The following is a 26557-nucleotide window of genomic DNA, read 5'->3' as shown; positions in this document are numbered from 1 at the left end:
TTACTGCGCAGGATTGATCAGCCAGGTTCCCGGCTTGTCGATGGTCAAGGATTGACTGTGCACCTGGCTACCATTATGCACTTCAATGCGATAACTCCCAGCGGCCAGATTCAGCGAGGCAAAACCGCTACTGGAAGGTTTCACATCCTTCGCCTCACCATTCAGCATCACGTTTTCACCCGCCTGCAAACGCAGATAAACCGTCGCCATGGTTGGCGCACTGCTCGCCACCGCTTTATTATCGGCGACAGCAGGCGTGGCAGGTGAAGTTGTGGCAGCCACTGGCGGCGTTTCGCTGTGATGATTGGTTTTCCACACCACGCCGATAACGGCTAACACGGCAATGACCGCGGCAGCGACTAAACCTGGGGACAAACGGCGTACGTTGCGCGGCGTTAAGGGTTCAACGGCGGCAGCACCGTGATTCACCGCCAGCACCTGAGGCTCTGGTGGGGCGGCTAATGGCTCAACGGGCGGGATCGGCTCAGCAGCGACCGGAAGCGTTGTCGACAGAGACTCAACATCGCTGACCGGTAAATCAATCAGGTTGGCAAACGCATCAATGCTTTGTGGACGATCTTTCGGCTTCATCGCCAATGCGCAGTCAATCGCGTGCAGCAGCGGCAGAGAATAGCCTTCCGGTTTGCGTTCAACCAGGGGCTGATAGTTGTCCTCAATGCAGCGCACCACGCTAACCGGCGGCGCATGACCGGTGATCAGGTTGTGCAATACCGCACCCAGCGCATAAATATCCGTCCAGGGACCTTGCTCGATTTCACCCTCTTCGCTGTACTGCTCAATCGGGGCAAAGCCTGGCTTCAGCATGATCTCGGTTTCGTCAGAAAGGTTACCAATCTCTTTGCGCGCTGATCCGAAATCAAGCAATACCGGCAGCTGGTTCTCCTGAATCTGGATGTTATCCAGTGAGATATCGCGATGCAGATAACCGCCAGCATGAATGGTGTCAATAGCGCCAAATAGCGGCGGCAACAGGCGACGGATCCAGCCTTCATCAATGCTGTCCGGGCTGGTGATTTGCCACTCTTTTAACGTCATCCCGCTGTAATACAGCGTCCCCATATAGGCGGTGCCGTTCTGTTCCCAGAAACGGAGTACGTGAAGCAAACCGGGATGATTGAAGCGCGCCAGCAGCCGCGCCTCCTGAATAAAGCTGTTACGCCCGGCCGTAAATAATTTGTGGAATCGCTCCCCGCGAAGTTCCAGCGACATGTCTGCCGCGCGCACCGCCAGTGATACCGGCATGTACTCTTTAATGGCGATGGTGCGCTCCAGCTGATGATCCCAGGCACGGTAAACAATGCCAAAGCCGCCGCCGCCAATCACTTCCTTGATTTCAAATTCATTAAACCGGTAGCCCGCAGGAAGGGCGTTGGGTGTATGGTTTTCGTTTGCCGACATAGTGAACTCTCTGAACACGTCCTGTAGCGCCCCGTCAGGTGACTGACGGCAGGCAACGACCGCTAATTAATTAATGTTACGCCAGGCACCAATCGCCGGATCGGCGAGATCCGCATGCAGGGTGTCAATCAGTAACACAGTCACTTTTTGCTGTGGCATAAATTGCGGCAACCAAACGCCGCGTAACGTTTCAACCCGCTTTTTCAGCACATCGCTATCCTGATCGGCGGTTTTATCCATTTTCACTAACAGCGTGCCGGTGAAGCGCCATACGTGTTGTTGCGCATCAAAGGGCAGCACGAGCCAGCTATCATCGGCATCCGGACGCGTAACAATCATGCGTTGGTTATTTACCGAAACAACTTCCAGCGGCGGGCCGCTTAATTTCAGGTCAGCAATCGGATAGCCTTGAGTGAAGTTCAACGCCACCGTGCGCGCTTTACCTCCGCTCATTAAGGTCATTTCACTCGGACCTTCCAGCCACCCTTCCGTCGAGCAGTGTTGTTGTGGATTATCGGGAATAAAGAGCGACTCGCCTTTGTCATCCCACCAGGTGCGGAAGTGGCAACCGCCTGGCAACGCAAAGTGCTGCAGCGGCGTGCTATCGGCCGGACGCGACAGATCGAGCGGTGCAGCATTGCTGCTGGTTGCGCTGGCTGTGGCATCGTTTATTACAATTGGACGCCAGTTCTGTAATTTGGCCGCGCTGCCATTCGCTAGTACGCTGCCGTCTTTATTGGTCATTTGCCAGGGAAGCTCATCCAGCAGGCCGCATTGATTTGCCAGCAGCGTACCGACGCGCGGCAAGAAGCTGGTCAGAATGCTGGAGTCGGTGCTTTTGCCCGAGACAATTCGCAGCGGCAGCGTCTCTTTACACCAGTCGTTCGGTGCCTTACTTGCCACGTCATCAATGTAGACTTCCAATGACAGGCTTGGTGAATACACCACGCGATAATCTTCTGCCTGCGCATTAAAGGCCAGCAACAGCGTTGCGAAGCCCGTCAACCACACTTTCATAAGAATCCTTGCATCAATAACGTGACGGCAGAAAACGTGCCGCATCAGCCTGGGAGTAAAGCAGCGTCGCTTCCTGCGGTTCGCCAATCCAGACTGCCAAAGCACTGAGATTGTCGCTTTTTACACTGCGGTTAACGGCTTGTTCCATCAAAGTCAGCCACTCTTCGCAGGCATTTACCATGCGCAGTGCAAGTTCCATTTCGTGGGTGGTGAGATTGAGCCAGAATCCGTCGCTGCAGACGAGAAACGCGTCGCCATCGGTAAGCGAAATCACTTCGCTAAACGTGGGCGGACGCGCCGGTTCAACACCGAGCGCATTATAGAGTAAATTACTGTTAATGCCGGTATTTTCATAGCCTGCTTCACGTAACTGCTGGGCCAGGCTGTGGTCACGCGTCACCTGATTTAGCACCCCATGACGGAAGTGATAAACCCGGCTATCACCCGCGTGCGCCCACCATGCGAGCTGTTTTTCGCGGTCGATAAACAGGGCGGCGAGGGTGGTGCTCATGCGTGAAAAATTCGGATTGTTTCCCTGTGCCTCAATCAACACCTGCTGACAGTGTTCTATCGCCGCGCGCGTGCTGTCTGGCGTGAAGCTCGCGTTGCGCTGCAGCTGCTTCAGCAGGGTATCGCGCACCAGCTGCGCCGCCATATCACCGCCGGGCAAGCCGGCAACACCGTCACACACCAGAAAACAGGCTCTGCTATCGTCCAGCTCGACGCCGGTACGATCCTGATTCTCGTCGCGCATACCTTGCTGGCAACGACTGGCAAACATCATCTTCATGCGTCTTCGGTCCGCGTTTGGGAATCTTTATATTGATTCACTTCCATATCGTAGGCATGCAAGAAGGCCTCCCCGAATAGCGTGTGGAAGTCATCTTCGATCTCGCCTGCGGTACGCTGGTAGTGGCGTGAGAAATAGTCCCACAATGCTGCTTTACGCCCGCTGCTTAACGCCAGCTTCGGCAACACACCATCTTTGCGCGCTTCTTCTTCCAGACGCTGAGGATTAAACGATTGCAGCATTGCGGCGATAATGGCCCTGATACCGGCAATCATGCCGAGCTGATGCGCCTGTAAATCCACCAACGCGTCGCGCACCGCCGGTTCTGGCGGCATAAAGCCAGGCATCTGGCTCTGATACATCTGCATCAGCACGGTTTTGCCCGAAGGCAGGATTTTGAAAGGATTATTGGCTTCGTTAAGGATCATCGTCATATCTGCTTTCACCCCGCGCTTCAGAATCGAGCGCGAGGAGAGCAGGGCAACGGTACCTTGCGAAAACAGGCTCAGCATGCGGCCGGTAACCCGCATTTGCTCCTCGGTAATCGTGGTCTGGTGACCGTTGTTCAGCCCCATACCTTCCAGCAGCGCAGCAATCAGCTTGTCCTGGCTGGCACCGGGCAACACATTGGGTAACGTGGGGGCATCGCTTTGCGGATCGATAGCCAGGCGGGGATCGTTACGGCGCTCACTACGTGCTGCCGGTTCGGGAATGACTTCCGGCTGCTGCAACATGCCGAGCGGGTCGTCAGCGTTATCGGTAAAGAAAGCCAGCGGATCGTCCTGCTTACTCGCACTGAGCGTGTTGGGATCGCGAACTTCAAGCTGGTACTCACCAATTTGCAGCGTATCACCATCCTGCAACGCGACTTGCGTACCGCGTTGCAGCGCGACGCCATTCAGCACCACCGACGTGACGCTTCCCTGGTTGGTTAAACGGCATTCCCCCTCAGGAGAAAGGTGCACCAGTGCCTGCAGACGTGATATCGCCCGCGATTCGTCTGGCAGCACCAGGTCGTTATCCTGGCTACGGCCGATGGTGCCGCCGGGCGGTTTGAACGCAACCGTTTTTGCCGGCACATCCGTATTGCACTGCACAATGGTAAATTGCATGAGTCATCCCGTTAATAAGGCAAACGCGGCGGCCTATTCAAACATGGGTGGATAGAGGCCGTTGCGGCCCGGCTGTGCACCAGACGCCGGGTTAAACAATAACGAAAACAGTTGTGCAGTCAGCGGACCACTATGCTTGTGTGTGGCATGACTAAAACCGTCACTGCGATTACTCCACCAGTAGCTCATGTGCTGCTGCGGATCAAATTTGTCGGCCACTTCACGCCAGCTTAACGTGCAGGGCAGATCGGCAAAACCAATCACATCCATGATGTCGCTGCGCTGCGTATCCGGCACCATCAGCGGCGACAGCTGCTGCATTTTCTGCTCTAAAGCATCGGGATTGAGCCGATCGCGCACTGCGCTCATCAGCAGCGCTCCCAGTTCCTGAAACCAGTCGCCGGACATCGCCAGCTGCGAGCTGTGCCAGTGACTGAGAGGGAAGCTGCGCAGAGCTAACAGCGGCCATGCGCGTCCTACACGATCGCTGGAGGGCAACAAACAGCCCATCTGTACCTGCTGACGCAGAGGGGAAAGCGGCAGAACAAAGTTCCATACCGGCGCGCGTAGAAATTGTGCCGTGCTGGCCTCAGGTTGTTGATGCCAGTGCACCAAACCCTGCTGAAACCAGTGGCTCCAGGGCGTCACGGTATTTTCACTGAGACGTTGGCGCAAAAAATCGCCGGTTGCCGGTAGTTTGCCATACCAGCCTGGCGCAGTGTGTTTCGGCATCGTTACCTCACCATTACTCACTGTGTCTGGTCAATCGCTGCGAAACGACGCGCGGCGTGATCGCCAGCGTATTGCTGCTTTCACCGGCATTTTTCAGATTCTCCGCAAGCTTGCGCATCATTAGAGCGTTATCACGCGCATAAGGCGAAGACTGTATTTGCTGATCCAGCAGCTGACTGAGATGCCAGTCGAGCTGCTGCAGATCGCGCGCGCTCACCTCGTTAGGCAATGACCGCTGCAGATTTTGCATCAGCCAGCCACGCAGAAATTCACCGTCATAATTACGTGGCTGATACAACATCTGATAGGCACGCAGCGCATTACGACTGTATTCGTTATCGTTACCCGGGTCGTCACGCAGCAGATTGGTGATTTGCTGTGCTACGCGGGGCAACAGTAAAGACTTAAGTGCATTTTGATAAAGCACCCAGGCCGCATCGCTCACCTGGGTGCCGCGATAAAGGCCAACGCGCATGGTAAGCGGTGGATTGTCGAGGGAAAAGCGCTCAGACAACGGCAGTTTTACCAGGTTATTTAAGAAGGGTAGCAGATCAAAAATATTATCGGCGGGCTGATGAATCACCTGCTGGCTTTGAACCGTAATCGGACCGATGCGCTCAGCCACCTGATCTAAATAATGCTGATTCTGAATGTAACTGGTCAGCCACAAACAGGAGAGCAATAGCAGAGCGCCCGTTAGCACACCATAGCCAATCCAGTGGAACAGGCGATTACGATATTCCCAACGGCGATTGCTGCCGGCAAGGCCACTTTCACGAAATACCAGATCGCTGAGTAAATCGCGAATAAAGAAACTTTGTCCTTTATTGCCGGGAATCGGGCTGCTGCGATTGACGCTATCCCAGGCCGCCAGGCTGCTCTCACCGGTATGGGGCAGCTGTAACTTGCGATTCAGCTCACCCATGATGCGATCAAAGGGTAAACCCTCCTGCGTCCCGCTGGTAAAGAAGAGGCCGCGCGGTGACCAGGCTATCGGCTCCTGATGGCTGGAAAATACCACGTCGAGATACTCATTCAGCAGGGGACGCAGCGAACTGAACTCTTGCGGGAACAGGAAGCTGTCGGCACGCTGCGTGAGATCGCGTTCACTGGCCATCACGTCTGCCAGCTGGTGCTGCAAACGCTGCTCTAAATGCTGATATTGCTGGCCGAAGCTGCGATGCCAATCCTCTTTATGCGGCTTACCGGGTTCCCAGGGAAAGGTAAAACCCCAGATAGCATCACGCTGTGGCTTGCTCTGATTACCATAGAAACTCATAAACCCTTTCAGCAGATCGGTTTTGGTCACCATCACGTAAACGGGAAAATGAATGCCGGTATGCTGATGTAACTCCGCCATGCGCTCACGCAGTGCGCTGGCCTGGGCATGACGTGCTTCAGCCGAGTCGGTGAGCAGGTCAGAGACGCTGATGGTCATGATCACGCCGTTGATCGGCTGACGGGTACGATAGCGCTTCAGTAGATTGATAAAGCTCTGCCACTCAGCGCCATCGCGGGCACGCTGGCTCTCCTGTAAGGCGTAACGCCCTGCGGTATCGATCAGCACTGCGCTATCGGTAAACCACCAGTCACAATGGCGCGTGCCGCCAACGCCGCGAATGGCGGCCTTGCCGAGACTGTCGGTGAGCGGGAATTCAAGCCCGGCGTTCAGTAAAGCCGTGGTTTTACCGGCACCCGGTGCGCCAATCATGACGTACCAGGGGAGCTGATACAGGTAATGGCTTTGAAAGCGTGCCAGCCAGCTCTGCTGATGACGGCGACCAAACTGGGTGCGTTTCAAACGCAGTGCAGCTTCACTGAAGCGCTGGGCCAGCAGCGTGTCCGTCGCCTGACGATCGGACAACTCTTCATGGCTCATCTGCTGCAGGCGATTAAGCAATTTACTATTGAACCAGCCGCGCCACAGCGCAGGAATAAACTGGAAGAGCAGCCAGAGCAAGAACAGCATTCCTACCGCCAGCTGGCGCGGAAGTACCGGCTCAAGCGGGCGCGTATCGCCCCAGCTCCATAGCGGTCCAAGCATCCACAGCACGCAACTCAGCGCCGTGACGCCAATCAGGCTCCACAGCAGGCGATGGGTTAACAGATGTTGCAGTGACGCGCGCATCATTGGCCTCCCTGATGATTGCCGAGTGTTTCCGGAGTGGCAAACAGGGTAATTTCAACCCGACGATTACGGGCACGATTTTCATTACTGTCGTTGGGCAGCAGCGGATTGCTGTCACCACGTCCTTCCGCTTTCACGCTGTGACCTTCGGCTAATTGTGGATTAAGCAGCTGTGTAATCGCGCGCGCGCGGGCAAAAGAGAATTCATAGCTTGAGGCGAAGCGGCCATCCACCGGACTATTATCGGTGTACACCGACACCAGCACCGTGCCCTTGACGGTTTTCATGGCGCTGGCAACGTGTGCTAGCAGGGCACGACCGACCTGATTCACGACGGTGCCATCGCTGGCGAACAGCTTGTCAGCGGGGATGATCACTTTGCTGCCAAAAGCACCGTCGCTGACTTCCAGTTGGCCCGCGGCAATGACATCATTCAGACGTTGATGCAAATCGAGCAGGGCTTGGGGTGAGGTGGGACGTCGTCCCGGAGTGATTTGCGGCAGTGGCGTTTGATAAATGTTACGTAGCAAGGGTTCAGCCGCATTACCCAGCCGCCAGTTAAGCCCGCTATAAATCAGGCTGGCAATCAGCGCGGCTAAGGTAATGCAGGCCCAGAGCGGCACCATCGGGCGGGTTAATGTACTCACCAGTGGATGCACTTCCACTAAGGGCACGGCGGGCTCGGCACTGGATGGGCGGTTTTCAGCAATTAATTGCGCCAACCGTTTGCGGATGGCTTCACACTGTGCCCGGCCACTTTCACTGCCGCGATAACGGCCTTCATAACCGAGTAGCAGGCAATAGTGGATCACCTCCAGCAGCCACACATGCTGCTGCGGACTTTGTGACACGCGCGATAGCAGCTGGAACACCTTTTCACCGCCCCAGCTTTCATTATGAAAGGTCACTAACATGCCATTGCCAGACCATACGCCGCGCGTGCCCCAGGGCGTTTGCGCTGCTGCTTCGTCCAGCACGCTGCACAAACAGTAACGCGCGCCAATAATCATCTCAAACGGCAAGCCTGCTTGCTTACAGCGTTGTTCAAATTGACGGATCTCTTCAATCAGCAACTGACGCAGACCAGCAGGATCGTCATGCGTGGCAGCCTGCCGTATACGGACGACGGCATTCAGGATCGGTGCTGCGGCATTAAGCAAAAGGTTATCATTGCCCGCGACAATGCCATCGCGAGCAAAAGAATCCTGAGTCATTAAATCTCGGTTATCCAGGCAAGGGCGAAAATCACAGCCCGCAGAATGTAAACATCTGCGGGCATTGTGCGCCGGATTGCATTATCAGTCTAAAATCCAGGTCGCAGTATCGTTAGTGCGACAAGCTTTGCTCGCGCCTCCAACGGCCACACAGACCTGTTTACTATTACGGCGAGGACGCGGGCGGTCGCTACGGATGGTCGCGTCATAACGGCTGCTTTCCACGCCTGCTTTCGGTGGAATATAGCCAATCAACTGGCCGTTTGGCTCATCGGCCACGGCCAGCCAGCTGTGTTCAACACGGCCAAGCACTTCAAACGGTTTAGCGTTATCGAGATAGCGCACCACTTTGCCGCTAAAATCAGGCGTGGTCATCACCGATGCAGCATACAGCGCGCGATAACTCTCATTAACCGGCGTGAATTCGCCAGGTGCTGCCACCGCATGACGATGAACCAGTTTGACACCATTTACTTCACTGGTTACCAGCGTGTCATCAGTAACGGGTGGCGGCGGCGCTTTACATGCAGCCAAACTTAACACCGCCAGCAACACAAGCACGAGACTCTTATTCACCATGATCCTCAAATTTCATCAGATTAGCTGCAGAGTAATCTGCGGCACGAGCCTTTAAGGCAGGCAGATTAGGCAGCGAGAAAGCCATCAAAAAAACAGACAGATTACAGAAAGATAGTGCTGAACTAAGTCTACCTAAGACTTTTGAGAATTCAAACCATTGCACCAAGAGAAATCCCGTGCTACCGGGCGAAAAAGCAGCGCAGGCCGATGATATAAAACACTTAGTCCTGGCGAAAGATAAGCTGAGTTAATTTATTTGTTGGGGTTAGCAAAAGGCGGTGCTGATGTTGCTTTTGCCTGGTGTTAGTACCAATTAAAAATGGTAAATAAGATTAATCTATTTATCGGGGTTAAAAAAGATTGCCCGGCGAAACAATTTTCAAAATTTCGGAATTTCCGGGCGTTTTCTGCACGCCATTCAGCGTAGCACGGCATGGCTTTTGCTTAAGGATAGTGGACGCAGATCGCCGTGCTGCACAAAGCCTGTGCAGTTGGCGCGCCCAGATAGTGCACATTTCTATCAATCAATTCATTTCTTCCTGCTTGAGCGGCCTGCATCACGCATTTAGCCTTTGGCACACACTTTGCAATACCTTTACTGACATTGTGCATTTGTTTCTCGTTAAGCGTGAATCGAGTGCTTTGGATAAAGGCGTCCTGCCCATGTTGCGCGCATGTGGCTGGACGCCTTTTTTTATTCCGCTTAGCGGTTATAACCGTCCGCAATTTCACTTATGGCTAAATAAACTCACATTTCTCCCCTTTAATCCGCGCTTTAGCCGCGTGGGCTTTTGGCATTCTATGCTCATAATTCCTGCCCGCTGAGGTGCGTTGTGGCTGAAGAGAGTAACGAGGACAAAACAGAATCGCCCACCCCCCACCGACTTGAGAAGGCGCGTGAGGAAGGGCAGATTCCGCGTTCGCGCGAGCTGACTTCAGTGATGATGCTGTTGATTGGACTGCTGATTTTATGGGTAGGCGGCAACAGCATGGCAGAGCGGCTGGCGAGCATGGTCGCCACGGGTTTCCGTTTCGATCACGGCATGGTGAACGATGACAAGGTCATTATCGGGCACATTGGCAGCCTGATTAAGCAGGCCATGATTGCGCTACTGCCGCTGATGGGCGGCCTTGTGGTGGTGGCGATTGCCGGACCGATGGCGCTGGGCGGCCTCAACATTAGCGGTAAATCCATCAAGCTCGACCTCAAGAAGCTCAATCCGTTGAGCGGTATTGGCCGCATGTTCTCCGGCCAAACCGCTGCAGAGTTAGTAAAGTCGATTATGAAAGCGGTGTTGGTTGGGCTGGTTGCCGGTTGGTACATCTGGAGCCACTGGGAAGAGATGCTGCGGCTGATGAGTGAACCGCCGATTAACGCCCTGCATCACGGCTTATCAATGATGGCCGCCAGCTGCGGGTTGGTCATGCTGGGATTATTCCCGATGGTTGGCTTTGACGTGTTCTGGCAGCTGTATAGCTACTTCAAAAAGCTGCGCATGACGCGTCAGGAAATTCGCGACGAGCATAAACAAAACGAAGGCGATCCGCACGTTAAAGGGCGTATTCGTCAGGCGATGCGCGCTGCCGCAAGGCGCCGCATGATGGCCGACGTGCCAAAAGCGGACGTTATCGTCACCAACCCCACTCACTATTCGGTGGCCCTAAAATATCAGGAAGGCAAGATGAGTGCTCCTAAAGTGGTTGCCAAAGGGGCGGGTGATATTGCGCTGAAAATCCGCGAATTAGCCAAAGAGCATCGTATTCCCATTCTTGAGGCGCCGCCGCTTGCGCGCGCGCTGTATCGACACACGGAAATCGGCCAGTTTATTCCCGGCGCACTCTATGCCGCCGTGGCAGAAGTGCTGGCCTGGGTCTGGCAGCTGCGACGCTGGAAGCGCGAAGGCGGCCTGATTCCAAATAAACCTAAAAACCTGCCGGTGCCGGCAGACATGGACTTTGCAGGAGAGAACAGAAACGATGGCTAACTTAGCCGAGAAGCTGCGTTTACCGAGCAACTTTAAAGACACGCAGTGGCAGGTACTGGCTGGTCCGGTACTGATCATGCTGATCCTCTCGATGATGGTGCTGCCGTTGCCTGCATTCATTCTCGACCTGCTGTTCACCTTTAACATCGCGCTGTCGATCATGGTGCTGCTGGTGGCGATGTTCACCCAGCGCACGCTGGAGTTCGCAGCATTCCCAACCATTCTGCTTTTCTCCACCTTGCTGCGCCTGGCGCTAAACGTTGCCTCTACCCGAATCATTTTGCTGGACGGTCATACCGGCGCCGATGCGGCCGGACGCGTGGTAGAAGCCTTTGGCCACTTCCTGGTTGGCGGTAACTTTGCCATCGGTATTGTGGTGTTTATCATCCTGGTCATCATCAACTTTATGGTGATCACCAAGGGTGCGGGGCGTATCGCCGAAGTGGGCGCGCGTTTTGTGCTTGATGGTATGCCTGGTAAGCAGATGGCCATTGATGCTGACTTAAACGCCGGTTTAATTGGTGAAGATGAAGCCAAGCGCCGTCGTAGTGAGGTAACACAGGAAGCGGACTTCTACGGCTCGATGGACGGTGCGAGTAAATTCGTGCGCGGTGATGCCATCGCCGGCATTCTGATTATGGTGATCAACGTCATCGGCGGTTTGTTGGTCGGCGTGGTGCAGCACGGCATGGATCTCGGTCACGCCGGTGAAACTTATACGCTATTGACCATCGGTGACGGCCTGGTGGCGCAAATCCCCGCGCTGGTGATCTCAACGGCTGCGGGTGTAATTGTGACGCGCGTCAGCACCGATCAGGATGTTGGCGAACAGATGGTGAGCCAGCTGTTTAGAAATCCACGCGTACTGATGTTGAGCGGCGGCGTTATCGGTTTACTCGGTCTGGTTCCGGGCATGCCGAACTTTGTCTTTCTGCTGTTTACCGCTGGCTTACTGGGCCTGGCCTGGTGGCTGCGCGGGCGCGAAATGCAGCCGAAGAAACCGGCGGAATCTGCCAGTCTGGTAAAAACCCAAGAGACGCCAGCCACCGTCGAGGCCTCCTGGACCGACGTACAGCTGGAAGATTCGCTGGGCATGGAAGTGGGCTATCGTCTGATTCCGATGGTCGATCACCTGCAAAATGGCGAACTGCTGGGGCGTATCCGCAGTATTCGTAAGAAGGTGGCACAGGAGGTCGGTTTCCTGCCGCCGGTGGTGCATATCCGTGACAACATGGAGTTGCCGCCTGCGCGCTACCGTATTCTGATGAAAGGTGTGGAAATTGGCAGCGGCGATGCCTACCCGGGCCGCTGGATGGCGATCAACCCTGGCACCGCAGCGGGGTCGTTGCCGGGTGAGCCGACTGTCGATCCAGCCTTTGGTCTGGCGGCGATTTGGATTGATAGCGCGTTGAAAGAGCAGGCGCAAATTCAAGGCTTTACCGTGGTAGAAGCCAGCACCGTGGTGGCGACTCATCTTAATCATCTGATTGGCCAGTACGCCAGCGAGCTGTTTGGCCGTCAGGAAGCGCAACAGCTGTTGGATCGCGTCACGCAGGAGATGCCGAAACTGACGGAAGATCTGGTGCCGGGTGTCATCACCTTAACCACGCTGCATAAAGTGCTGCAAAATCTATTGACCGAGCGCGTGTCGATTCGTGATATGCGCACCATTATCGAAACGCTGGCGGAACATGCGCCGGTACAGAACGATCCTCAGGAGCTAACCAGCGTGGTGCGCGTGGCGTTGGGACGCGCGATTACCCAGCAGTGGTTCCCAGGAAATGGCGAGGTGCAGGTGATTGGCCTTGATGCCACGCTGGAACGCTTGCTGCTGCAGGCGCTGCAGGGCGGCGGTGGACTGGAGCCGGGCCTGGCGGATCGCTTACTGGTGCAGACGCAAGGTGCGCTGCAGCAGCAAGAGATGGTCGGCGCTCCGCCGGTGCTGCTGGTGAACCATCCGCTGCGTGCGCTGCTGGCGCGCTTCCTGCGTCGCAATCTGCCACAGCTGATCGTGCTGTCGAACATGGAGTTGACCGACAACCGGCAGATCCGCATGACAGCCACCATTGGAGGCAAGTAATGCGCCGTTGGTGCTGGGCATTAATGATGTTACCGATAATAGCGTTGCCGCTCGCTGCCAATGCGGCCGGCGGTGCCTGGACCGCCAACGCCAGCGGCCCGAGTCTCGGCGTGCGCGGTAACTGGATGAAAACGCCGGCGCTGCGTGCGCCGTCATCCGCACCGGGCACTATTTCCGTAGTGAACTGGCGCTATCAGCTTAGCCGTCCTGCGCCGTCGGGTTTGGTGGTGCGCTTATGTGCCGCCGATCGCTGTGTCGAAATCGAAGGGGCCAGCGGCAGTACGCGCGGTTTAGCCAACGTTGCCGCGGAAGAGACGTTGCATCTGGCCTTTGGTTTTCAGGGCCAGGGCGCATTGCCGCCGGGCTTGCGCGTGGTGAGCAGTGAAGTGACGGTAAATTATCAGTAGCCCTTAAACTATCGGCGACGCTTGTCGTGCCGCCGATAGCCACGCTTAAGGTTTATCCCCCTGACTAAAGATGGGGGGCGAAGCCAGCTTTGCATCCTGCCTCAATGCCTTAACCTGTTTTGCACTCACCTTAGCCGCGGCCGGATTGCCAAACTGCTGGCTGACAAAATTACTGACGTCAGCCACCTGCTGATCGCTCAGCTCCGGCGCAAAGGCGGGCATAAACACTTCACCTGCGCGCATATGGCGGCGCACGCCGTTGAGGATCACGGATACCACATTGCGCCCATCTGCCGCGCCGGTGCTGGTGTGATGGAACAGCGATGGATAAGCATGGAAGCCCGTGCCCGATCCCGCACCTTCCGCGCCGTGACAGCTGGCGCAGTTACCGGCAAACAGCACCGCGCCGGGCTGCGCGTTGCGCGTGCCGTCGTCTGCGCCGCGCAGAGCAATCAGCGCCGTTGAGGGCTGTCCCCAACTGTCGCGCGGCTGGCTTTGCTGCTTATCCGGCTGTGGCTTAACGGTGCGCAAATAGGTAGCGATATCCTGCAGGTCACTGTCCGGCAGATATTGCAGACTGTGCTCAATCGCTTCTGCCATCGGGCCAGAGGCGCTGGCTTTATTGGCAACAAAGCCGGTTTTTAGGTAGGTCACCAGCTGCTGCTGGCTCCAGCTGCCAATGCCTGCCTGTTTGTCCGGGGTAATGTTGTACGCCATCCAGCCGCCGAGATCGCCACCGGCCAGCGCTTTATCGCTGTCCATGCCCATGGTCAGATTACGCGGCGTATGACAGGTGCCGCAGTGCGCCAATGCCTCGACCAGATAGCGACCGTTATTCCACTGCGCGCTCTGCTGCGCATCGTTCTGTAATTCGCCCTTCTCGAAATTAAACCACTTCCAGAAGCGCATGCCCCAACGCTGGTTGAACGGGAATGGCAGGTCGGTTTGCGGTGACGCCTGATGAACCGGTGGCATCGACAGCAGATACGCTTTGATCGCCAACACATCATCGCGCTTCATTTTGGTGAAAGAGTCATACGGCATCGCTGGATAGAGCTGTTCGCCGTTTTTGCCAATGCCATCGCGCACCGCAGCAACGAACTGATCGTCACTCCAGCTACCAATACCGAACTGCTTATCGGATGAGATATTGCTGCCCCAAATCTGACCGAAAGGGGTACTGACGGCAAAGCCGCCGCCAAACAGTGGACCGTTGGTGGCGGTATGGCAGGCGGTACAGTCGCTGGCGCGTGCCAGATATTCACCGCGTTTAATCTGCGCGTCGTTGTCTGCCGCCTGCGCTACTGCACACTGCATCAGGAGCAGCGCGATAGCGGCCTGAAGAACTACAGGTTTCATCGGATGCTCCTTACAAGCTTGCCAGCACGCTATCGGCCATGCGCAGCGCCAGCGCGGTACCGGTCAGGGTGGAATTGACCGTCGACGCTGAGGGCATAATGCCGGTGCCGGCGATAAACAGATTCGGGTGATCGTGAGTACGACAGTGCCCATCCACCACCGAATCCTGTGGATTACTACCCATAATCATGGTGCCGGTAATATGCTGGTTGTTATCGTAAACGCCGCGCGGACTATAAATCGCCTCCGTTCCGCCCATCTGTTTAACCATGCGCTGGAAGTCGACCATTGACTGGTCATAGCCGCGATGCACGTACTCCGGGAAGCGGTAATGAACCTCGAGACGAGGAATGCCCCAGGCATCCTTTTCCGTTTTGCTCAGCGTGACGCGGTTTTGCGGTTCCGGCAGCATCTCCAGCAGGCACTTCAGCTGGACAAAACGCTCGGCCTGGAAGGCCAGTTTGTCGTTGAGCGCCTGGCCGTAGTAACCCTGACGCACCAGACGTTCGGTGAGATAGCGCACCGGTGAGGTGTTGGACAGATCGATGCGCAGCGCCGAACGTTCAGCACGGAAATCGCCATCCCGTAGGTTGTTAATGCTGCCTGGCCGCATCGGCCCACGACCAAACCACACCGGTTCATCAGCGTAAAACTCCACCGACGATCCCGGATGATCCATCAGATTACGGCCCACCATACCGGAACGGTTGGCGATGCCGTGCGGATAGCGTTCGCTGGTGGAAAGCAGCAGGATTTTCGGGCTCTCGATGCCATTCGCCGTCAGGACAAACTGTTTGCCGGTGACGCGATGGCGCGCTTTGTTTTGATCGAGGTAATGTACCGCCTGAATCGTCCCTTTATCGTCAGCTTCAATGCGAAACACCACCGCGTTGGTGACAATTTTCACGCCGGCATCCAGCGCCTTACGGGCGGCAATACCACCGTGATATTGCGCATCAATCGGACACACCGGCATGCAATTATTGTTGCCACAGCAGGCCGGGCGACCATCATAAGCGATGCTGTTGCGCGCCTGTGGACCAATGCCAACCTCATAACCCAGCGGACCGAGACGCTGCTTCAGGCGATCAAAACCGTACGGCAGCGGAATGCCTGGTAGCGGGTAAGGACGTGAGCGCGGCGAAGCCAAATCGCTGTCGCCAGAAACGCCCATCTGATACTCGGCGTCGCAGTAGTAGGGTTCCAGCTCGGCATAGCTGATCGGCCAGTCGCGGCCAATGCCGTACAGTGATTGAATACGCATATCGTTAGGCAGCAGACGGAAAGCCTGTCCCGCCCAGTGCCAGGTGGTGCCGCCGGTGCCGCGCAGATATTGGGCGCGATAGGGATCCGGGCCTTTCTGGATCAGGTAATTGTTATCGCTGGGGATGAATTTCGGCTGCGGCGCCCACGGTTGCGGCGGGTAAGGTTCAGTGAAATCGCCTTTAAACGGCGAGTTGCGGAAATATTCTACTGCCCGATCGCGCTTAATCTCCGGGCCGGATTCCAACATGAGTACCGAGGCGCCGGCGTTGGCCATCTTCAGTGCCGCCAGTGAACCGGCAATACCGGCTCCGATCACCACCACATCGGCGCTTAATGAATCAGACATGTGCTCTCCTTGCTGGCGGCTGCGTCCAGAAGTTAGGTTGTCCCGGCGCATAGCTCGGGGGTAACAGCGAATCGCGTACCAGTTGATAGCTGACAATATTTTCAAAGGCGATGCACTGCGGCCTTGGCAGCGGGCCGACGACGCCCAGATACCAACCGGAAACCAGCGCCTGATAAAGATCGTTCAGGGCTTTGGGTTGGGTACTCAACAGCGTCAGAAGCGTGCCGCCGTTGGCGACGGGTTGCTGTTGCAGTAGCGTGCTGAGCGTATCAAGTTGGCTATCCAACTGCGGGACATGGTCGTGCAGCCAGCTGTACAGGCGCTGTGCCAGTAGCGTATCCGGCTGTTCCAGCCCGGTGAGGGTGACGGAAATTGCGCGAAAACTGGCGGAGGGTGCAACCGCGGCGGCCAGCGGGGGTGCCGCGAAAGCGAGGTTGCCGGGCAGCACCTGCCTCAGGACGCCAGCCACCAGCAGGCCCGCCGTGCCGGTCAATAGCCGGCGGCGTGAAAGAGTCATCATGGAAATCCCCGAAAGTTATTTCAGCGCCTGAGCGGCAGCCTCTGAAGCCTGATTATCCAGTTCCTGTTTGGGGGTGCTGACGCCAACGGCACCGACCACTTCACTCTGCAGCTGGAGCGGGAACCCCCCGCCGAGTGCGACGGCATGCGGGATGGCGAGAACGGTGGTTTCGCCACTCTGTAAGCGCTGCATAAATTTCAGCGAGGGGGCGTGATACAACGCCGAGGTGCGGGCTTTACCTATCGCGGCATCGACACAACCCGGCGAGGCGCCGTCAAGGCGCTGGAAGGCCAGCAGCGTGCCGCTGGCATCAACCACGGCCACGCAGCCGGTGCTGTGCTGCGCGCTGATGCTATTTTTTACACGGGTCATAACCTGATTGGTGAGGCTGGCGTCCAGCGCGGCGGCGCTGGCCTGGCCAGCGCCCGCTGCCAGTAGCAGGGAAAGGGCGACAGATGCTCTACTCTTCATTTTTTGCTTCCGATATTTATTGTTTTAAACGTGCTTCTCGTCTCGCTTACGCTACGCTGTTGCAAAAATGTAAACAATTGCCGATAAACAAAACGCATACCGCTTTCCGTATAACTCATTGAGGTGGATAGATCTTATCCAGCGTCTCTTGCCAGATAAACGGTGTCAGTTGTTGATAGCGCAGGGAGCGGGCGTTTAACGCATCTATCAGCCCTTGCTGTGTCGCAACAATTGCTGCGCTCATCGCGGCCGGCACCTTGACGTCTTGCAGTGTTTTCACCACTTCCTGCATCTCTTCCGCACGTCGCTGGCCGTGCTCCGCCACGCGGCTAATCAGGTAGTGCGGCAGCTGATCGTTCCAGCCCAGCGAAGGAAAACTGGCGTGCAGCGAGTCAAGTACCGCTTGCTCGACGCCGTACTGTCGTGCTGCGCTCAGGCATTCAGTGGTCAGCGCTTCCAATCCTTTAATCATCACGCTACGGCACATCTTGATCGCCGAAGCTTCACCCACTTCGCTACCCAGCATGCGGCTGTTGCAACCGAGCTGTTGTAGCAGCAGCTGTACTTGAGCTGCCTGAACGCCGCCGATCAGCAGCGGGGTGTCCAGCCGCTTGGGCGGTACCGGCGCCATTACCGCCACGTCAATATAGCTGGCACCGGCGGCGTTAATCGCTTCAGCCGCGGCACGTTTGGTATGCGGCGCCACTGAGTTAAGATCGAGAAAATGCTGCCCGGCCCGCAATAGCGGTGCGGCCTGCTGCGCCACGTTTAGCGCCTGCGATGCGGTCACCGTGGAGAGCACCAGCGCGGCATCCCGCAACGCTTCAGCCAGTGAGTCGGCCAGCCGCACGCCGCTGTGCTGCGCTTTTTGCTGCAGCGCGGGCAGGTTCTCCGCCTCAAGGGCTTTACGATCCCATACCGTTATCGCATTGCCCTGCGCCTGTAAGTCATGGGCCAGAATGCCGCCCGCTTCGCCAAAACCGATAAAAGTGATGTTCATCAACTACTCCTTGCTGAAAGGCCAGATCGCCGCTGGAATCAACACTTCACCGGCAAAAATCGCACGTGCGGTGCGCAGCAAACCGCAGCCCGCCAGTGGGTTATCACCGCTGCGCTGTAGCAGTACGCTGAACTCACCGCTCGGGTGTTCCACGCTTAGGCGCTGCTGAGGCGCATCGCTGGTGCGCGCCAGGCCGTCGGCGACGCTACCCGGGATCAGACAGGCGCTGGCGACGCTCACCGCGCCGAGCACGCCAATCGAGGCGTGGCAGCGGTGGGGAATAAAGGTGCGAGAGCTGATCGCGCCGCCGTGGCGTGCCTCAGCCAGTAGGGTCACTTTCGGCACCGTGCGCTGGCTGACATCACCCAGATTCATGCGCGGCCCGGCCTGCAGGCGAATCGACTCCAGCCGCTGTTTCAGCTCGCTGTCGTTATCCAACGCTTCGCGACTTTCATAGCCGCTGCGATTGACATCCGCAGCACGCACCAGGATTACCGGCATACCGTTGTCGATGCAGGTGACGTCGATGCCGTCAAAGCGATCGCGCGGTTGACCGGTCGGCAGCAGGGCGCCACAGCTCGATCCCGCAATATCGTTAAAGGTGAGGGCGATCTCGCCCGCCGTGCCCGGTACGCCGTCAATGCGCAGTTCGCCGTCATAGTCGACTTCCCCGCCGGGCGTGGCGAATGTTGCTTCGGCAATTTGCCCGGTATTGTGCATAAAGATGCGCACCGTGGTGCGTTCACGGCCCGCCGCAACCAGCCCGCGTTCGACCGCGAAGGGCCCAACGGCAGCGAGAATATTGCCGCAGTTTTGCCCGTAATCGACGCGGGGTTGATCGACGTTGACCTGGGCAAACAGGTAGTCGACATCGGCATCGTCGCGGCTGGACGCGCTGACGATCGCCACTTTGCTGGTCAGCGGATCGGCGCCACCCAGGCCATCTATCTGGCGAATATCAGGCGATCCCATTACCGCCAGCAGCACCCGGTCACGCGCCGTGGGATCGGCTGGCAGATCCTGCGCCAGAAAGCAGGCGGCTTTTGAGGTGCCGCCGCGCATCAATAAACAGGGAATGCGACGCTGGCGCATGGCTTACTCCTCCGGTTGATCAAGCGTGTCGAGATAGCGCAGGCCTTTTTCCGCCAGGCGCGGGCGCATCTGGTAAATATCCAGCCCCAGCTCACCGTCTGCCAGGCGGGCGCGTTTACTCTCCTCTAGCGCTTCACGCTGACGCGCTTTTTCTGCCACGCTGGCGGCGTTACTGCGTGGCACCACTACCACGCCGTCGTCGTCGGCCACGATCACGTCACCGGGCCAGACCAGCTGTCCGGCGCACACGAGCGGGACATTGACCGAACCGAGCGTCTCTTTCACGGTGCCTTGCGCATACACCGCACGCGACCAGACCGCGAAACCCATTGCGCGCAGCGTGCGGCTATCGCGCACCCCCACATCCGCCACCAGTCCGCGTACGCCGCGTGACTGAAGCGAGGTTGCCAGCAGATCGCCAAAAAAGCCGTCACTGCACGGTGAAGTGGGCGCTACCACCAGCACATCGCCCGGCTGACACAATTCCACCGCCACGTGGAACATCCAGTTATCGCCTGGTGCCACTAGCACGGTGATTGCACTGCCAGCAATGCCACAATCCTGCTGAATGGGGCGAATGGCGGGATTGAGCAAGCCTGTGCGCCCCTGCGCTTCGTGCACGGTGGCGACACCTGAGCGGGCCAGGGCGTCGATATCTGCAGCAGCAGCACGTTGAATAGTGCGCACCGCCACGCCTTTTTTACCGATGAGGCTCATGCCAAATCCTCCGTTACGCGTGGGAAGATGCTTTGATAGCCTTCGCCATAAACGATATCGCGCTGGCTGGTGATCCCGACGTTGCGCTTGGCCTGCACGCCGCGCTGCTGTGCGACGCGCGTGTAGTATTCCCACAGATGTTCCTGCCCGGCCATGCACTGAATCGCCTGATATTTTTTATCCCACACTGAGGTGATATCCAGCAGCACATCCGGTTTCCAGTTGCACTGCTCTGGCTGATGCGGTTCGAAGCAGTAAACCGGCGGTGCGCCAACGATTTTTTCGCCCGGACGATAACCTTCAGCCTGGGCGATGATGCGCGCTTCCTGCGCAAGGTGCGTGGCCATCGGGTGATCGTAGTTGTAGGGATCCTGCAATGAGTGGGTCAGGACAAAGTGCGGCTGCACCCGACGATAAACATCGGCCAGGCGGAACAGGGTTTCTTTGTCGGCACGCAGCGGATAATCGCCAAGGTCAAAAAACTCGATGCTGGCCCCCAGAATGTCGGCCGCCGCCTGCGCCTCGCTGCGCCGGGCAGTTTTCACTTTCTCTTCGCTCATCTCCCCTTTACGCCACAGCTTGGCCGATTCACCGCGTTCGCCAAATGAGAGACAGACAACGTGCACCGTGTAGCCCTGTGCATGATGAAGCGCGATGGCGCCACCCGCGCGCCAGACGAAATCTGCTGAGTGCGCGCTGACCACCAGCGCGGTTTTTTTAGCTGTATTTTCGGTCATGCTTAGTCCTCCGCTGTTTTTTCCATGCTGTCACTGCGGGCGCGGTGCGGATAATTCATTTGATTGCAGCGGGTATGCGTTTTATTTATATTGCGACATCGATCGGTGGAGAAAGTGGGCAGGGAAAGATGGCGAAAAATGCGAGTCAGGAACTGACAAACTTGATGCAAATCAGAGCCTTTTGTCAGGTGGTAGCACAGGGCAGTGTCTCTCGTGCGGCAGATGAATTATTTCGCACCCAGTCGGCGATTACGCGCGCCATTCGCGACCTGGAAGTCACGTTAGGCGTCACGCTGTTTGAGCGCCACGCTGGCGGCATGATGCTGACTGACTTCGGCAAATGTGTACTGCCGCGCGCCTTACGCGCGATTGAGGAGCTGCATCAGGTACCGCAGCGCCTGGCTAAACTGCAGGGGCGTGGCGCACAGCGTAACGATGCCGAACCGCTGTGGTTGTTCAACGTGCGGCGCCTGCAAATTTTTATCACCTTATGTCAGACACGACATATGCAGACGGTGGCGACGCGTCTCGAACTCAGCCAACCTGCAGTGAGTGCCGCACTGCGCGTGCTGGAAAATGGAGCAGGTATCGCGCTGCTGGAACGCACGCCACAAGGCATGATGCCTTCACTCGCTGGACGGGAAATCGAGCCTAACGTGCGACGTGCGCTGAATGAACTGCGCCATATTCCGGCTGATATTGCCGCGCGTAGTGGGATTCTGGAGGGGACAGTGCGCGTCGGTGCCTTGCCGCTGGGTCGCACGCGGATATTGCCGCAGGCGATCGTGATGCTGACGGCGCGTTATCCGGGGGTTCGCGTGGTGACCAGTGAAAGCGCCTTTGGCGTGCTGGCCGCGGAAATGCGCTCCGGCGATGTTGATTTTATCTTTGGTGCGCTGCGTCGCGATGAAGAGGCGCTAGACGTTACGCGAGAAACACTGTTCTCAGAGCGTATGGTGTTGCTGGCGCGCCACGATCATCCGCTGGTGGGACGTGAGATTGCTACCGACGATCTGCGCGCTGCGCGTTGGGTGTTGCCGCGTTCGGCAACGCCAGCGCGCTATCTGCTGAATAACAGTTTCCAGGCGATGGGCATTCCGGCGCCGGATCCGGTGGTAGAAACCGGCGATCTGGCACTGGTGCGTGGCTTGCTGCTGCAATCCGATATGCTGGCGGCCGTCTCCGCCCATCAGCTGGAAGTTGAGTTGGCCTCCGGCGCGCTGGTGGCGTTGCCGGTGCCGTTGCCGGATACCGAACGCGCCATCGGGCTGACGGTGCGCGCAGGCTGCCTGCACTCTCCGGCAGCGGATGCGTTGATCCGCTGCCTGCGTGAAGTGTGCGGGCAGGGTGAATAGTCAGCTTACGCGCGCCGCTTCCATCAACGCATAGCGGTAGCCGCGTATACCGTAGCCGCAGATCACACCCTGCGCCACGTCCGAAAGATAGGAGTGGTGACGAAAGGGTTCACGTTTGTGCACGTTGGTAATGTGCACTTCCCATAGCGGCAGTGCCACGCCGGTAACGGCATCGCGGATCGCTACCGAGGTGTGCGTCCATGCCGCCGGATTGATCACCAGCGCCTGCGCCTGTAGGCGTGCCTGCTGTATCCACTCGATCATTTCACCTTCGTGGTTGGTCTGACGAAACTCAATCGCCACGCCGAGCTCTTCCGCCGTTGCGCGGCATAGCGCTTCCACGCTTTGCAGCGTGTCGGAGCCGTAGGTTTCCGGCTCGCGGGTGCCCAGTAAATTGAGGTTCGGGCCGTTCAAAACATAGATGGTTCTCATCGTGACTCCTGTAATTCAGTAAAACCAAACAGCCGCTGCGGCGTGTGCCACAGCACCTGACGGCGGCTCTTTTCATCGGGGATCAGCTGTTCGATGAGCAGCAGTTGCGTGCCCATATCCATGCGTTCAGTAGCGCGCAGGAAGGGCCAGTCCGAGCCCCACATGCAGTGTTCCGCACCGAAAGCGTCCAGCAAAGCCAGCAAATAAGGATGACCATCGCTAAAGGGATACGGCTGGCGGGAGAATTTCGCCAGCCCGGAGAGCTTGACGCTGGTGCGTTGCTGACCGGCCAGCGACAGCAGCGCCTGAAACGCCGGTTGTGCTAAGCCTGCGCCCACATCCGGCCGACCCGAATGGTCAATCAGCAGGCGCGTGCGGGTGCGTGACAGCAGCGGCATCAGTGCCAGTAGCTGGTCGTTTTGCACCTGGATTTGGGCAAACAGATCCAGCTCCGCTAGCCTGCCCATCAGGCCATCCAGCTGAATAAACGGTTCGGTGCCCAACATCGCCACGTTAAGCGCTACACCGACAATGCCCTGTGATTTCAGGCAGGCGAGCGTATCGCTATCCACATCACGCGGCGTAACCGCAATGCCCTTAAAACGGCCTTCACCGCGTTTGATGGTATCCAGCAGGCAGCGGTTGTCAGTGTTGTAACCCGAGGTTGGACCGACAATCAGCGAATGGCGGATGTTGTAGGCCTGCATCACGGCGCGATAGTAATCCGGCGTTGCCAGCTCGTGCCCGTCTGGGTTATAGGCGCTTTCGGGCGCCCAGGGAAAGTTTTTAGGGTCAAAAACGTGGTGATGGCAGTCGATGACCGGTTGCGTAAACATCAGTCTGCTTTCCCCGCCACCGAATAGAGCACTTGTTGATTGCGCGTCTGCTGGAACTGCTCCAGCGTTTCGCCACGCATCGCCGAGTAGATATGCAGGTTAGAGACGCCAACCACCGCGCCGAGTTTTTCCAGCAGGAAGAAACTGACGCCATAATGGATCATGCCGCGCCAGTCGAGCTGGGTGATGAGCGCTTGCTCTTCAGCGGTTAAACCCGCTTCCTGATACAGCGCCTGCGGGGCTTCGCGGAACCGCTTACGCCATTCAGGTTGAATCATGCGGTGCAGGAAGCGGTTGATTCGCAGCGCTTTCAGGCTGCGCGCCTGGGTAAAGGGATAGGTGCCTGGCAGTTTTTCCACACCGCTCAGCTGCAGATTAATCTTGTCGCGCTGGCGCTGATGTACATCTACCGGTGCCTCACGCGACTGGTTTTCGAGGATTAGCGTGGCGATGCCGGTCATCGAAGGCAGATAATAGTCCTGATGCAACTTCTCGACGTTAGCCGACAGCGCACCGCGCATGATCAGCCACATAATCACTTCCGCACCTTCCAGACCGCCGAGCGTGGCGTATTCCGCCAGAGTGATTTCGGTCAGGCGTTCAGGATCGTTGATCAGCAGATCGATAAACTGCGCATCCCATTCTGGATTATTGAAGCCGCAGCGCTCGCCGTGCACCTGATGAGAAACGCCACCGGTCGCCACCACCGCAACCTTAAGATCCTCCGGGAAACTCTCCACTGCGCGTTTCAGCGCCTGACCCAATTTATAGCAACGGCGCGCCGTTGGAATCGGGAACTGTAAAACGCCCACCGCCAGCGGAACCACCTGCATTGGCCAGCCGCCTTGCCACGGTGCCAGCGCCGAAAGCGGAGAAAATAGCCCGTGATCCAGTGCTTTGTCCTGGAAGAATGACATATCGAACTCATCGGCCATCAGGCTGGCACCAATATGCTGCGACAGCGCCGCATGGCCTTTTACCGGCGGCAAATCGCGCGGTCCGCCACCTTCATCGGCGACGGCATATTCATCATCAATGCCCAGTACAAAGGCCGAGTAGTGATCGAAAAAGAACGAGGTAACGTGATCGTTAAACACATACAGCAGCACATCCGGTTTCTTCTCTTCCAGCCAGCGCTGCATCGGCGCAAAGCCATCGAATATTGGCGCCCATGCGCCTTCCTGCTGTTTGTTGTGATCGACCGCGAAGCCAATGGTGGGGGTATGAGAAACTGCCAGACCGCCTATGATTTTAGCCATGAGTTGTGACCTCTATTTCATCGATTATTCAGGGTACGCGACAGGGACGGCAGGTCATTAAGGTCGATGCCTTTGACCTGACGCGTCACCTGCGCAGGGTGATGTCGGGTGATGGAGAGTGCCGCCAAAACTGCCGGGAGCGACAAAACGATAAAAATAGCGGTTTGCCCAGGAAAAACGCCGAGCAGCACGCCGCCCAGAGAAGAGCTGATAATGGCACCGCTACGGCCAATACCGTGCATCCAGCACACGCCAGTGGCACGCATTTCGGTGGGGTAGAATGCGGGAGAAAATGCCTGCAATCCGGTTTGCGCCCCGTTGATGCAAATACCCGCCATGAATACCAGCAGTGCCAGCACCGTAGGACCAAAGCCCCAGATTCCCTGCGATACCAGGCAGAAACTGCCCAGCAGATAGAACAGAGCAATCACGTATTTAGCTTTAAAACGATCCATCAACCCGCCTACCAGCAGGCCGCCAACCGTTCCGCCCAGCTGGAATAAGCCGGCAACAATCGCTGCGCGCTCCAGCGTCACGCCGCCGGACCGCATAATGGTCGGCAACCAGCCGTTGAGCAGGTAGATGACAAACAGTCCCATAAAATAGGTCAGCCACAACACCAGCGTACCGCCGGCATAACCACGGCTGAACAGTTGTAGCACCTGGGCTTTCTTCGGGATCACCGGGGCATTAAGAACGAAGGCGGTCCCTACCGCGAACTCACCACCGAGGCGTTTAAGCACGGCGGCAATTTTGTCCCGACTGACTTTGCGTACCACCATATACATGGCCGATTCAGGTAACAGCCACAGCAGGAGGGGCAACATCAGCAGTGGCAGCAGGCCGCCAAAGCCCAATACCGCTTGCCAGCCATAGTGCGGCAACATGCCGGCAGCAATAAAACCACCCAGGCCGGAACCAATATTAAAGCCGCTGTACATTACGGTGATCATCAGGCTGCGGCGGCGTTCCGGCATGTATTCCGACACGAGGGTGACGCAGTTTGGCATGACCGCCCCGAGACCGAGGCCGGTGAGAAAACGTAACGCGCCCATTTCCAGCGGCGTACGAGCGAAAGCGCTCATCAGGCTAAAGCAGGCAAAGACAGCGATTGACAGCAGCAGCACCCTTTTACGGCCGAATTTGTCGGACCACGGGCCGGCGATCAGCGCACCGATTGCCACGCCAAACATGGCGGCGCCAAGAATCGGCCCCATTTCCGCATGACTAATGCCCCAATCCTCAATCAGGGCTGGTGCAATGAAGCCCATTGCTGCCGCGTCATAGCCATCAAACATGATGATGATGAAACACAGGGCAAGGGTCAGCCACTGGTATCCGGTGATCGGGCGGGCGTCGATCCAGCCTTTTACATCGATAATGTCGTGATTGCTCATAGGATACGCTCTGATTTTTTTATTAATAACATCGCTGGGTTAAACCTTTTCTCTGCGCTAATTGACATTAACGGCATCACTTTAACCCGACGGTAGGGAGAGTTATTATTATTTTTTGCTGTTAAAACAGCTTGTTAAATGTATTTTTGTTTCGGGTTCGATTACCAAATTAGGGGGGCTGAGTAGGTTTGTCTGCCATAAAATGGTTATCAAGGTATGAGTTTTATTTATTTGGTGAGCTGCGTCGTAAATTTTCAAATCCGCGGATTCAGGAAAAAAAGCCGTAAGAGGATGGAGAGAACGCAGA

Annotated in this window: 24 protein-coding genes; 4 read left to right on the top strand and 20 right to left on the bottom strand. The window is 57.0% G+C overall.

What is annotated here, in order from left to right:
* From AC07WB_RS10880 to AC07WB_RS10845, 8 genes are all read right to left on the bottom strand, one after another.
* On the bottom strand, positions 1-1419 hold the full coding sequence (locus AC07WB_RS10880) for a serine/threonine protein kinase (protein WP_097097037.1): 1419 nt from the start codon (positions 1417-1419) through the stop codon (positions 1-3).
* Positions 1420-1485: 66 nt separating this feature from the next.
* Positions 1486-2436 carry a hypothetical protein gene (locus AC07WB_RS10875; RefSeq protein ID WP_345829439.1) on the bottom strand — a complete coding sequence of 317 codons (951 nt, stop codon included), beginning with the start codon at positions 2434-2436 and terminating at the stop codon, positions 1486-1488.
* A gap of 13 nt (positions 2437-2449) precedes the next feature.
* Positions 2450-3226 carry a PP2C family protein-serine/threonine phosphatase gene (locus AC07WB_RS10870; protein WP_494940476.1) on the bottom strand — a complete coding sequence of 259 codons (777 nt, stop codon included), beginning with the start codon at positions 3224-3226 and terminating at the stop codon, positions 2450-2452.
* A complete protein-coding gene (gene tagH / locus AC07WB_RS10865; RefSeq protein WP_400456110.1) occupies positions 3223-4338 on the bottom strand; it encodes a type VI secretion system-associated FHA domain protein TagH in 1116 nt (371 codons plus the stop codon). Before tagH ends, AC07WB_RS10870 begins: the two co-directional genes overlap by 4 nt.
* Positions 4339-4371: 33 nt before the next feature.
* Positions 4372-5070, bottom strand: coding sequence for a type VI secretion system-associated protein TagF (gene tagF, locus AC07WB_RS10860; protein WP_345829441.1), 699 nt, complete (start codon positions 5068-5070; stop codon positions 4372-4374).
* Positions 5071-5083: 13 nt separating this feature from the next.
* Positions 5084-7198, bottom strand: a complete 2115-nt coding sequence (tssM, locus tag AC07WB_RS10855) for a type VI secretion system membrane subunit TssM (RefSeq protein ID WP_097097697.1) — start codon at positions 7196-7198, stop codon at positions 5084-5086.
* Positions 7198-8412: a type IVB secretion system protein IcmH/DotU gene (gene icmH, locus AC07WB_RS10850; protein WP_097097042.1), complete on the bottom strand. Its 1215-nt coding sequence runs from the start codon at positions 8410-8412 to the stop codon at positions 7198-7200. Before icmH ends, tssM begins: the two co-directional genes overlap by 1 nt.
* 84 nt (positions 8413-8496) lie before the next feature.
* On the bottom strand, positions 8497-8991 hold the full coding sequence (locus tag AC07WB_RS10845; RefSeq protein ID WP_176519169.1) for an SH3 domain-containing protein: 495 nt from the start codon (positions 8989-8991) through the stop codon (positions 8497-8499).
* A gap of 833 nt (positions 8992-9824) precedes the next feature.
* On the opposite strand from AC07WB_RS10845, the gene flhB reads away from it, so the two are divergent.
* From flhB to flhE, 3 genes are read left to right on the top strand one after another with little or no spacing between them, the layout of a single operon-like run.
* On the top strand, positions 9825-10976 hold the full coding sequence (gene flhB / locus AC07WB_RS10840) for a flagellar biosynthesis protein FlhB (RefSeq protein WP_494940475.1): 1152 nt from the start codon (positions 9825-9827) through the stop codon (positions 10974-10976).
* Entirely contained in the window at positions 10969-13056 is a 2088-nt protein-coding gene (flhA, locus tag AC07WB_RS10835) for a flagellar biosynthesis protein FlhA (RefSeq protein ID WP_345829446.1), read from the top strand. The genes flhB and flhA overlap by 8 nt, the downstream gene beginning before the upstream one ends.
* A complete protein-coding gene (gene flhE / locus AC07WB_RS10830; protein ID WP_494940474.1) occupies positions 13056-13463 on the top strand; it encodes a flagellar protein FlhE in 408 nt (135 codons plus the stop codon). Before flhA ends, flhE begins: the two co-directional genes overlap by 1 nt.
* Before the next feature lie 45 nt (positions 13464-13508).
* Here the strand turns inward: flhE and AC07WB_RS10825 are convergent, their stop codons facing one another.
* The 8 genes from AC07WB_RS10825 to galB all read right to left on the bottom strand — a co-directional run bounded on the left by AC07WB_RS10825 (position 13509) and on the right by galB (position 20971).
* Positions 13509-14822, bottom strand: a complete 1314-nt coding sequence (locus tag AC07WB_RS10825; protein ID WP_494940473.1) for a c-type cytochrome — start codon at positions 14820-14822, stop codon at positions 13509-13511.
* Positions 14823-14832: 10 nt separating this feature from the next.
* Entirely contained in the window at positions 14833-16434 is a 1602-nt protein-coding gene (locus AC07WB_RS10820) for a GMC family oxidoreductase (protein ID WP_345829451.1), read from the bottom strand.
* Positions 16427-16954 (bottom strand): sugar dehydrogenase complex small subunit, encoded by a 528-nt coding sequence (locus AC07WB_RS10815; RefSeq protein ID WP_097097048.1) that lies wholly within the window; start codon positions 16952-16954, stop codon positions 16427-16429. Before AC07WB_RS10815 ends, AC07WB_RS10820 begins: the two co-directional genes overlap by 8 nt.
* Before the next feature lie 15 nt (positions 16955-16969).
* Positions 16970-17425 carry a GlcG/HbpS family heme-binding protein gene (locus tag AC07WB_RS10810; protein WP_494940472.1) on the bottom strand — a complete coding sequence of 152 codons (456 nt, stop codon included), beginning with the start codon at positions 17423-17425 and terminating at the stop codon, positions 16970-16972.
* A gap of 115 nt (positions 17426-17540) precedes the next feature.
* Positions 17541-18425 carry an NAD(P)-dependent oxidoreductase gene (locus AC07WB_RS10805; protein ID WP_494940471.1) on the bottom strand — a complete coding sequence of 295 codons (885 nt, stop codon included), beginning with the start codon at positions 18423-18425 and terminating at the stop codon, positions 17541-17543.
* A 3-nt stretch (positions 18426-18428) separates the two neighbouring features.
* On the bottom strand, positions 18429-19517 hold the full coding sequence (locus AC07WB_RS10800; protein WP_494940470.1) for a 4-oxalomesaconate tautomerase: 1089 nt from the start codon (positions 19515-19517) through the stop codon (positions 18429-18431).
* Positions 19518-19520: 3 nt separating this feature from the next.
* Positions 19521-20234, bottom strand: coding sequence for a 4-carboxy-4-hydroxy-2-oxoadipate aldolase/oxaloacetate decarboxylase (locus tag AC07WB_RS10795; protein ID WP_345829457.1), 714 nt, complete (start codon positions 20232-20234; stop codon positions 19521-19523).
* Complete coding sequence (galB, locus tag AC07WB_RS10790) at positions 20231-20971, bottom strand: 4-oxalmesaconate hydratase (protein WP_494940469.1); 741 nt, start codon at positions 20969-20971, stop codon at positions 20231-20233. The genes AC07WB_RS10795 and galB overlap by 4 nt, the downstream gene beginning before the upstream one ends.
* 128 nt (positions 20972-21099) lie before the next feature.
* Here galB and AC07WB_RS10785 point away from each other — a divergent pair, with 128 nt between their 5' ends.
* Positions 21100-22326, top strand: coding sequence for a LysR family transcriptional regulator (locus tag AC07WB_RS10785; protein ID WP_494940468.1), 1227 nt, complete (start codon positions 21100-21102; stop codon positions 22324-22326).
* Here the strand turns inward: AC07WB_RS10785 and aroQ are convergent, their stop codons facing one another.
* From aroQ to AC07WB_RS10765, 4 genes are read right to left on the bottom strand one after another with little or no spacing between them, the layout of a single operon-like run.
* Positions 22327-22758, bottom strand: coding sequence for a type II 3-dehydroquinate dehydratase (gene aroQ / locus AC07WB_RS10780; protein ID WP_097097054.1), 432 nt, complete (start codon positions 22756-22758; stop codon positions 22327-22329). It abuts the gene before it with no gap.
* Positions 22755-23594, bottom strand: a complete 840-nt coding sequence (locus AC07WB_RS10775) for an amidohydrolase family protein (protein WP_494940467.1) — start codon at positions 23592-23594, stop codon at positions 22755-22757. The genes aroQ and AC07WB_RS10775 overlap by 4 nt, the downstream gene beginning before the upstream one ends.
* The gene (locus tag AC07WB_RS10770) at positions 23594-24853 is read right to left on the bottom strand and encodes a gallate dioxygenase (RefSeq protein ID WP_097097056.1); all 1260 of its coding nucleotides are present in this window, start codon (positions 24851-24853) and stop codon (positions 23594-23596) included. Before AC07WB_RS10770 ends, AC07WB_RS10775 begins: the two co-directional genes overlap by 1 nt.
* Before the next feature lie 17 nt (positions 24854-24870).
* Positions 24871-26250 (bottom strand): MFS transporter, encoded by a 1380-nt coding sequence (locus AC07WB_RS10765; protein ID WP_097097057.1) that lies wholly within the window; start codon positions 26248-26250, stop codon positions 24871-24873.
* Positions 26251-26557: the final 307 nt, after the last annotated feature.

The sequence above is a fragment of the Pantoea sp. GW821-FHT03E06 genome, from assembly GCF_059420725.1.
The sequence above is the reverse complement of the archived record's forward strand: the minus strand, read 5'-3'. Positions and strand labels throughout refer to the sequence as shown.

Excerpts from the sequence above, each read along its gene's own strand:
- AC07WB_RS10880 (WP_097097037.1), bottom strand. The coding sequence starts at position 1,419 with ATGTCGGCAAACGAAAACCATACACCCAACGCCCTTCCTGCGGGCTAC.
- AC07WB_RS10875 (WP_345829439.1), bottom strand. The coding sequence starts at position 2,436 with ATGAAAGTGTGGTTGACGGGCTTCGCAACGCTGTTGCTGGCCTTTAAT.
- AC07WB_RS10870 (WP_494940476.1), bottom strand. The coding sequence starts at position 3,226 with ATGAAGATGATGTTTGCCAGTCGTTGCCAGCAAGGTATGCGCGACGAG.
- tagH (WP_400456110.1), bottom strand. The coding sequence starts at position 4,338 with ATGCAATTTACCATTGTGCAGTGCAATACGGATGTGCCGGCAAAAACG.
- tagF (WP_345829441.1), bottom strand. The coding sequence starts at position 5,070 with ATGCCGAAACACACTGCGCCAGGCTGGTATGGCAAACTACCGGCAACC.
- tssM (WP_097097697.1), bottom strand. The coding sequence starts at position 7,198 with ATGCGCGCGTCACTGCAACATCTGTTAACCCATCGCCTGCTGTGGAGC.
- icmH (WP_097097042.1), bottom strand. The coding sequence starts at position 8,412 with ATGACTCAGGATTCTTTTGCTCGCGATGGCATTGTCGCGGGCAATGAT.
- AC07WB_RS10845 (WP_176519169.1), bottom strand. The coding sequence starts at position 8,991 with ATGGTGAATAAGAGTCTCGTGCTTGTGTTGCTGGCGGTGTTAAGTTTG.
- flhA (WP_345829446.1), top strand. The coding sequence starts at position 10,969 with ATGGCTAACTTAGCCGAGAAGCTGCGTTTACCGAGCAACTTTAAAGAC.
- flhE (WP_494940474.1), top strand. The coding sequence starts at position 13,056 with ATGCGCCGTTGGTGCTGGGCATTAATGATGTTACCGATAATAGCGTTG.
- AC07WB_RS10825 (WP_494940473.1), bottom strand. The coding sequence starts at position 14,822 with ATGAAACCTGTAGTTCTTCAGGCCGCTATCGCGCTGCTCCTGATGCAG.
- AC07WB_RS10820 (WP_345829451.1), bottom strand. The coding sequence starts at position 16,434 with ATGTCTGATTCATTAAGCGCCGATGTGGTGGTGATCGGAGCCGGTATT.
- AC07WB_RS10815 (WP_097097048.1), bottom strand. The coding sequence starts at position 16,954 with ATGATGACTCTTTCACGCCGCCGGCTATTGACCGGCACGGCGGGCCTG.
- AC07WB_RS10810 (WP_494940472.1), bottom strand. The coding sequence starts at position 17,425 with ATGAAGAGTAGAGCATCTGTCGCCCTTTCCCTGCTACTGGCAGCGGGC.
- AC07WB_RS10805 (WP_494940471.1), bottom strand. The coding sequence starts at position 18,425 with ATGAACATCACTTTTATCGGTTTTGGCGAAGCGGGCGGCATTCTGGCC.
- AC07WB_RS10800 (WP_494940470.1), bottom strand. The coding sequence starts at position 19,517 with ATGCGCCAGCGTCGCATTCCCTGTTTATTGATGCGCGGCGGCACCTCA.
- AC07WB_RS10795 (WP_345829457.1), bottom strand. The coding sequence starts at position 20,234 with ATGAGCCTCATCGGTAAAAAAGGCGTGGCGGTGCGCACTATTCAACGT.
- galB (WP_494940469.1), bottom strand. The coding sequence starts at position 20,971 with ATGACCGAAAATACAGCTAAAAAAACCGCGCTGGTGGTCAGCGCGCAC.
- AC07WB_RS10785 (WP_494940468.1), top strand. The coding sequence starts at position 21,100 with ATGGCGAAAAATGCGAGTCAGGAACTGACAAACTTGATGCAAATCAGA.
- aroQ (WP_097097054.1), bottom strand. The coding sequence starts at position 22,758 with ATGAGAACCATCTATGTTTTGAACGGCCCGAACCTCAATTTACTGGGC.
- AC07WB_RS10775 (WP_494940467.1), bottom strand. The coding sequence starts at position 23,594 with ATGTTTACGCAACCGGTCATCGACTGCCATCACCACGTTTTTGACCCT.
- AC07WB_RS10770 (WP_097097056.1), bottom strand. The coding sequence starts at position 24,853 with ATGGCTAAAATCATAGGCGGTCTGGCAGTTTCTCATACCCCCACCATT.
- AC07WB_RS10765 (WP_097097057.1), bottom strand. The coding sequence starts at position 26,250 with ATGAGCAATCACGACATTATCGATGTAAAAGGCTGGATCGACGCCCGC.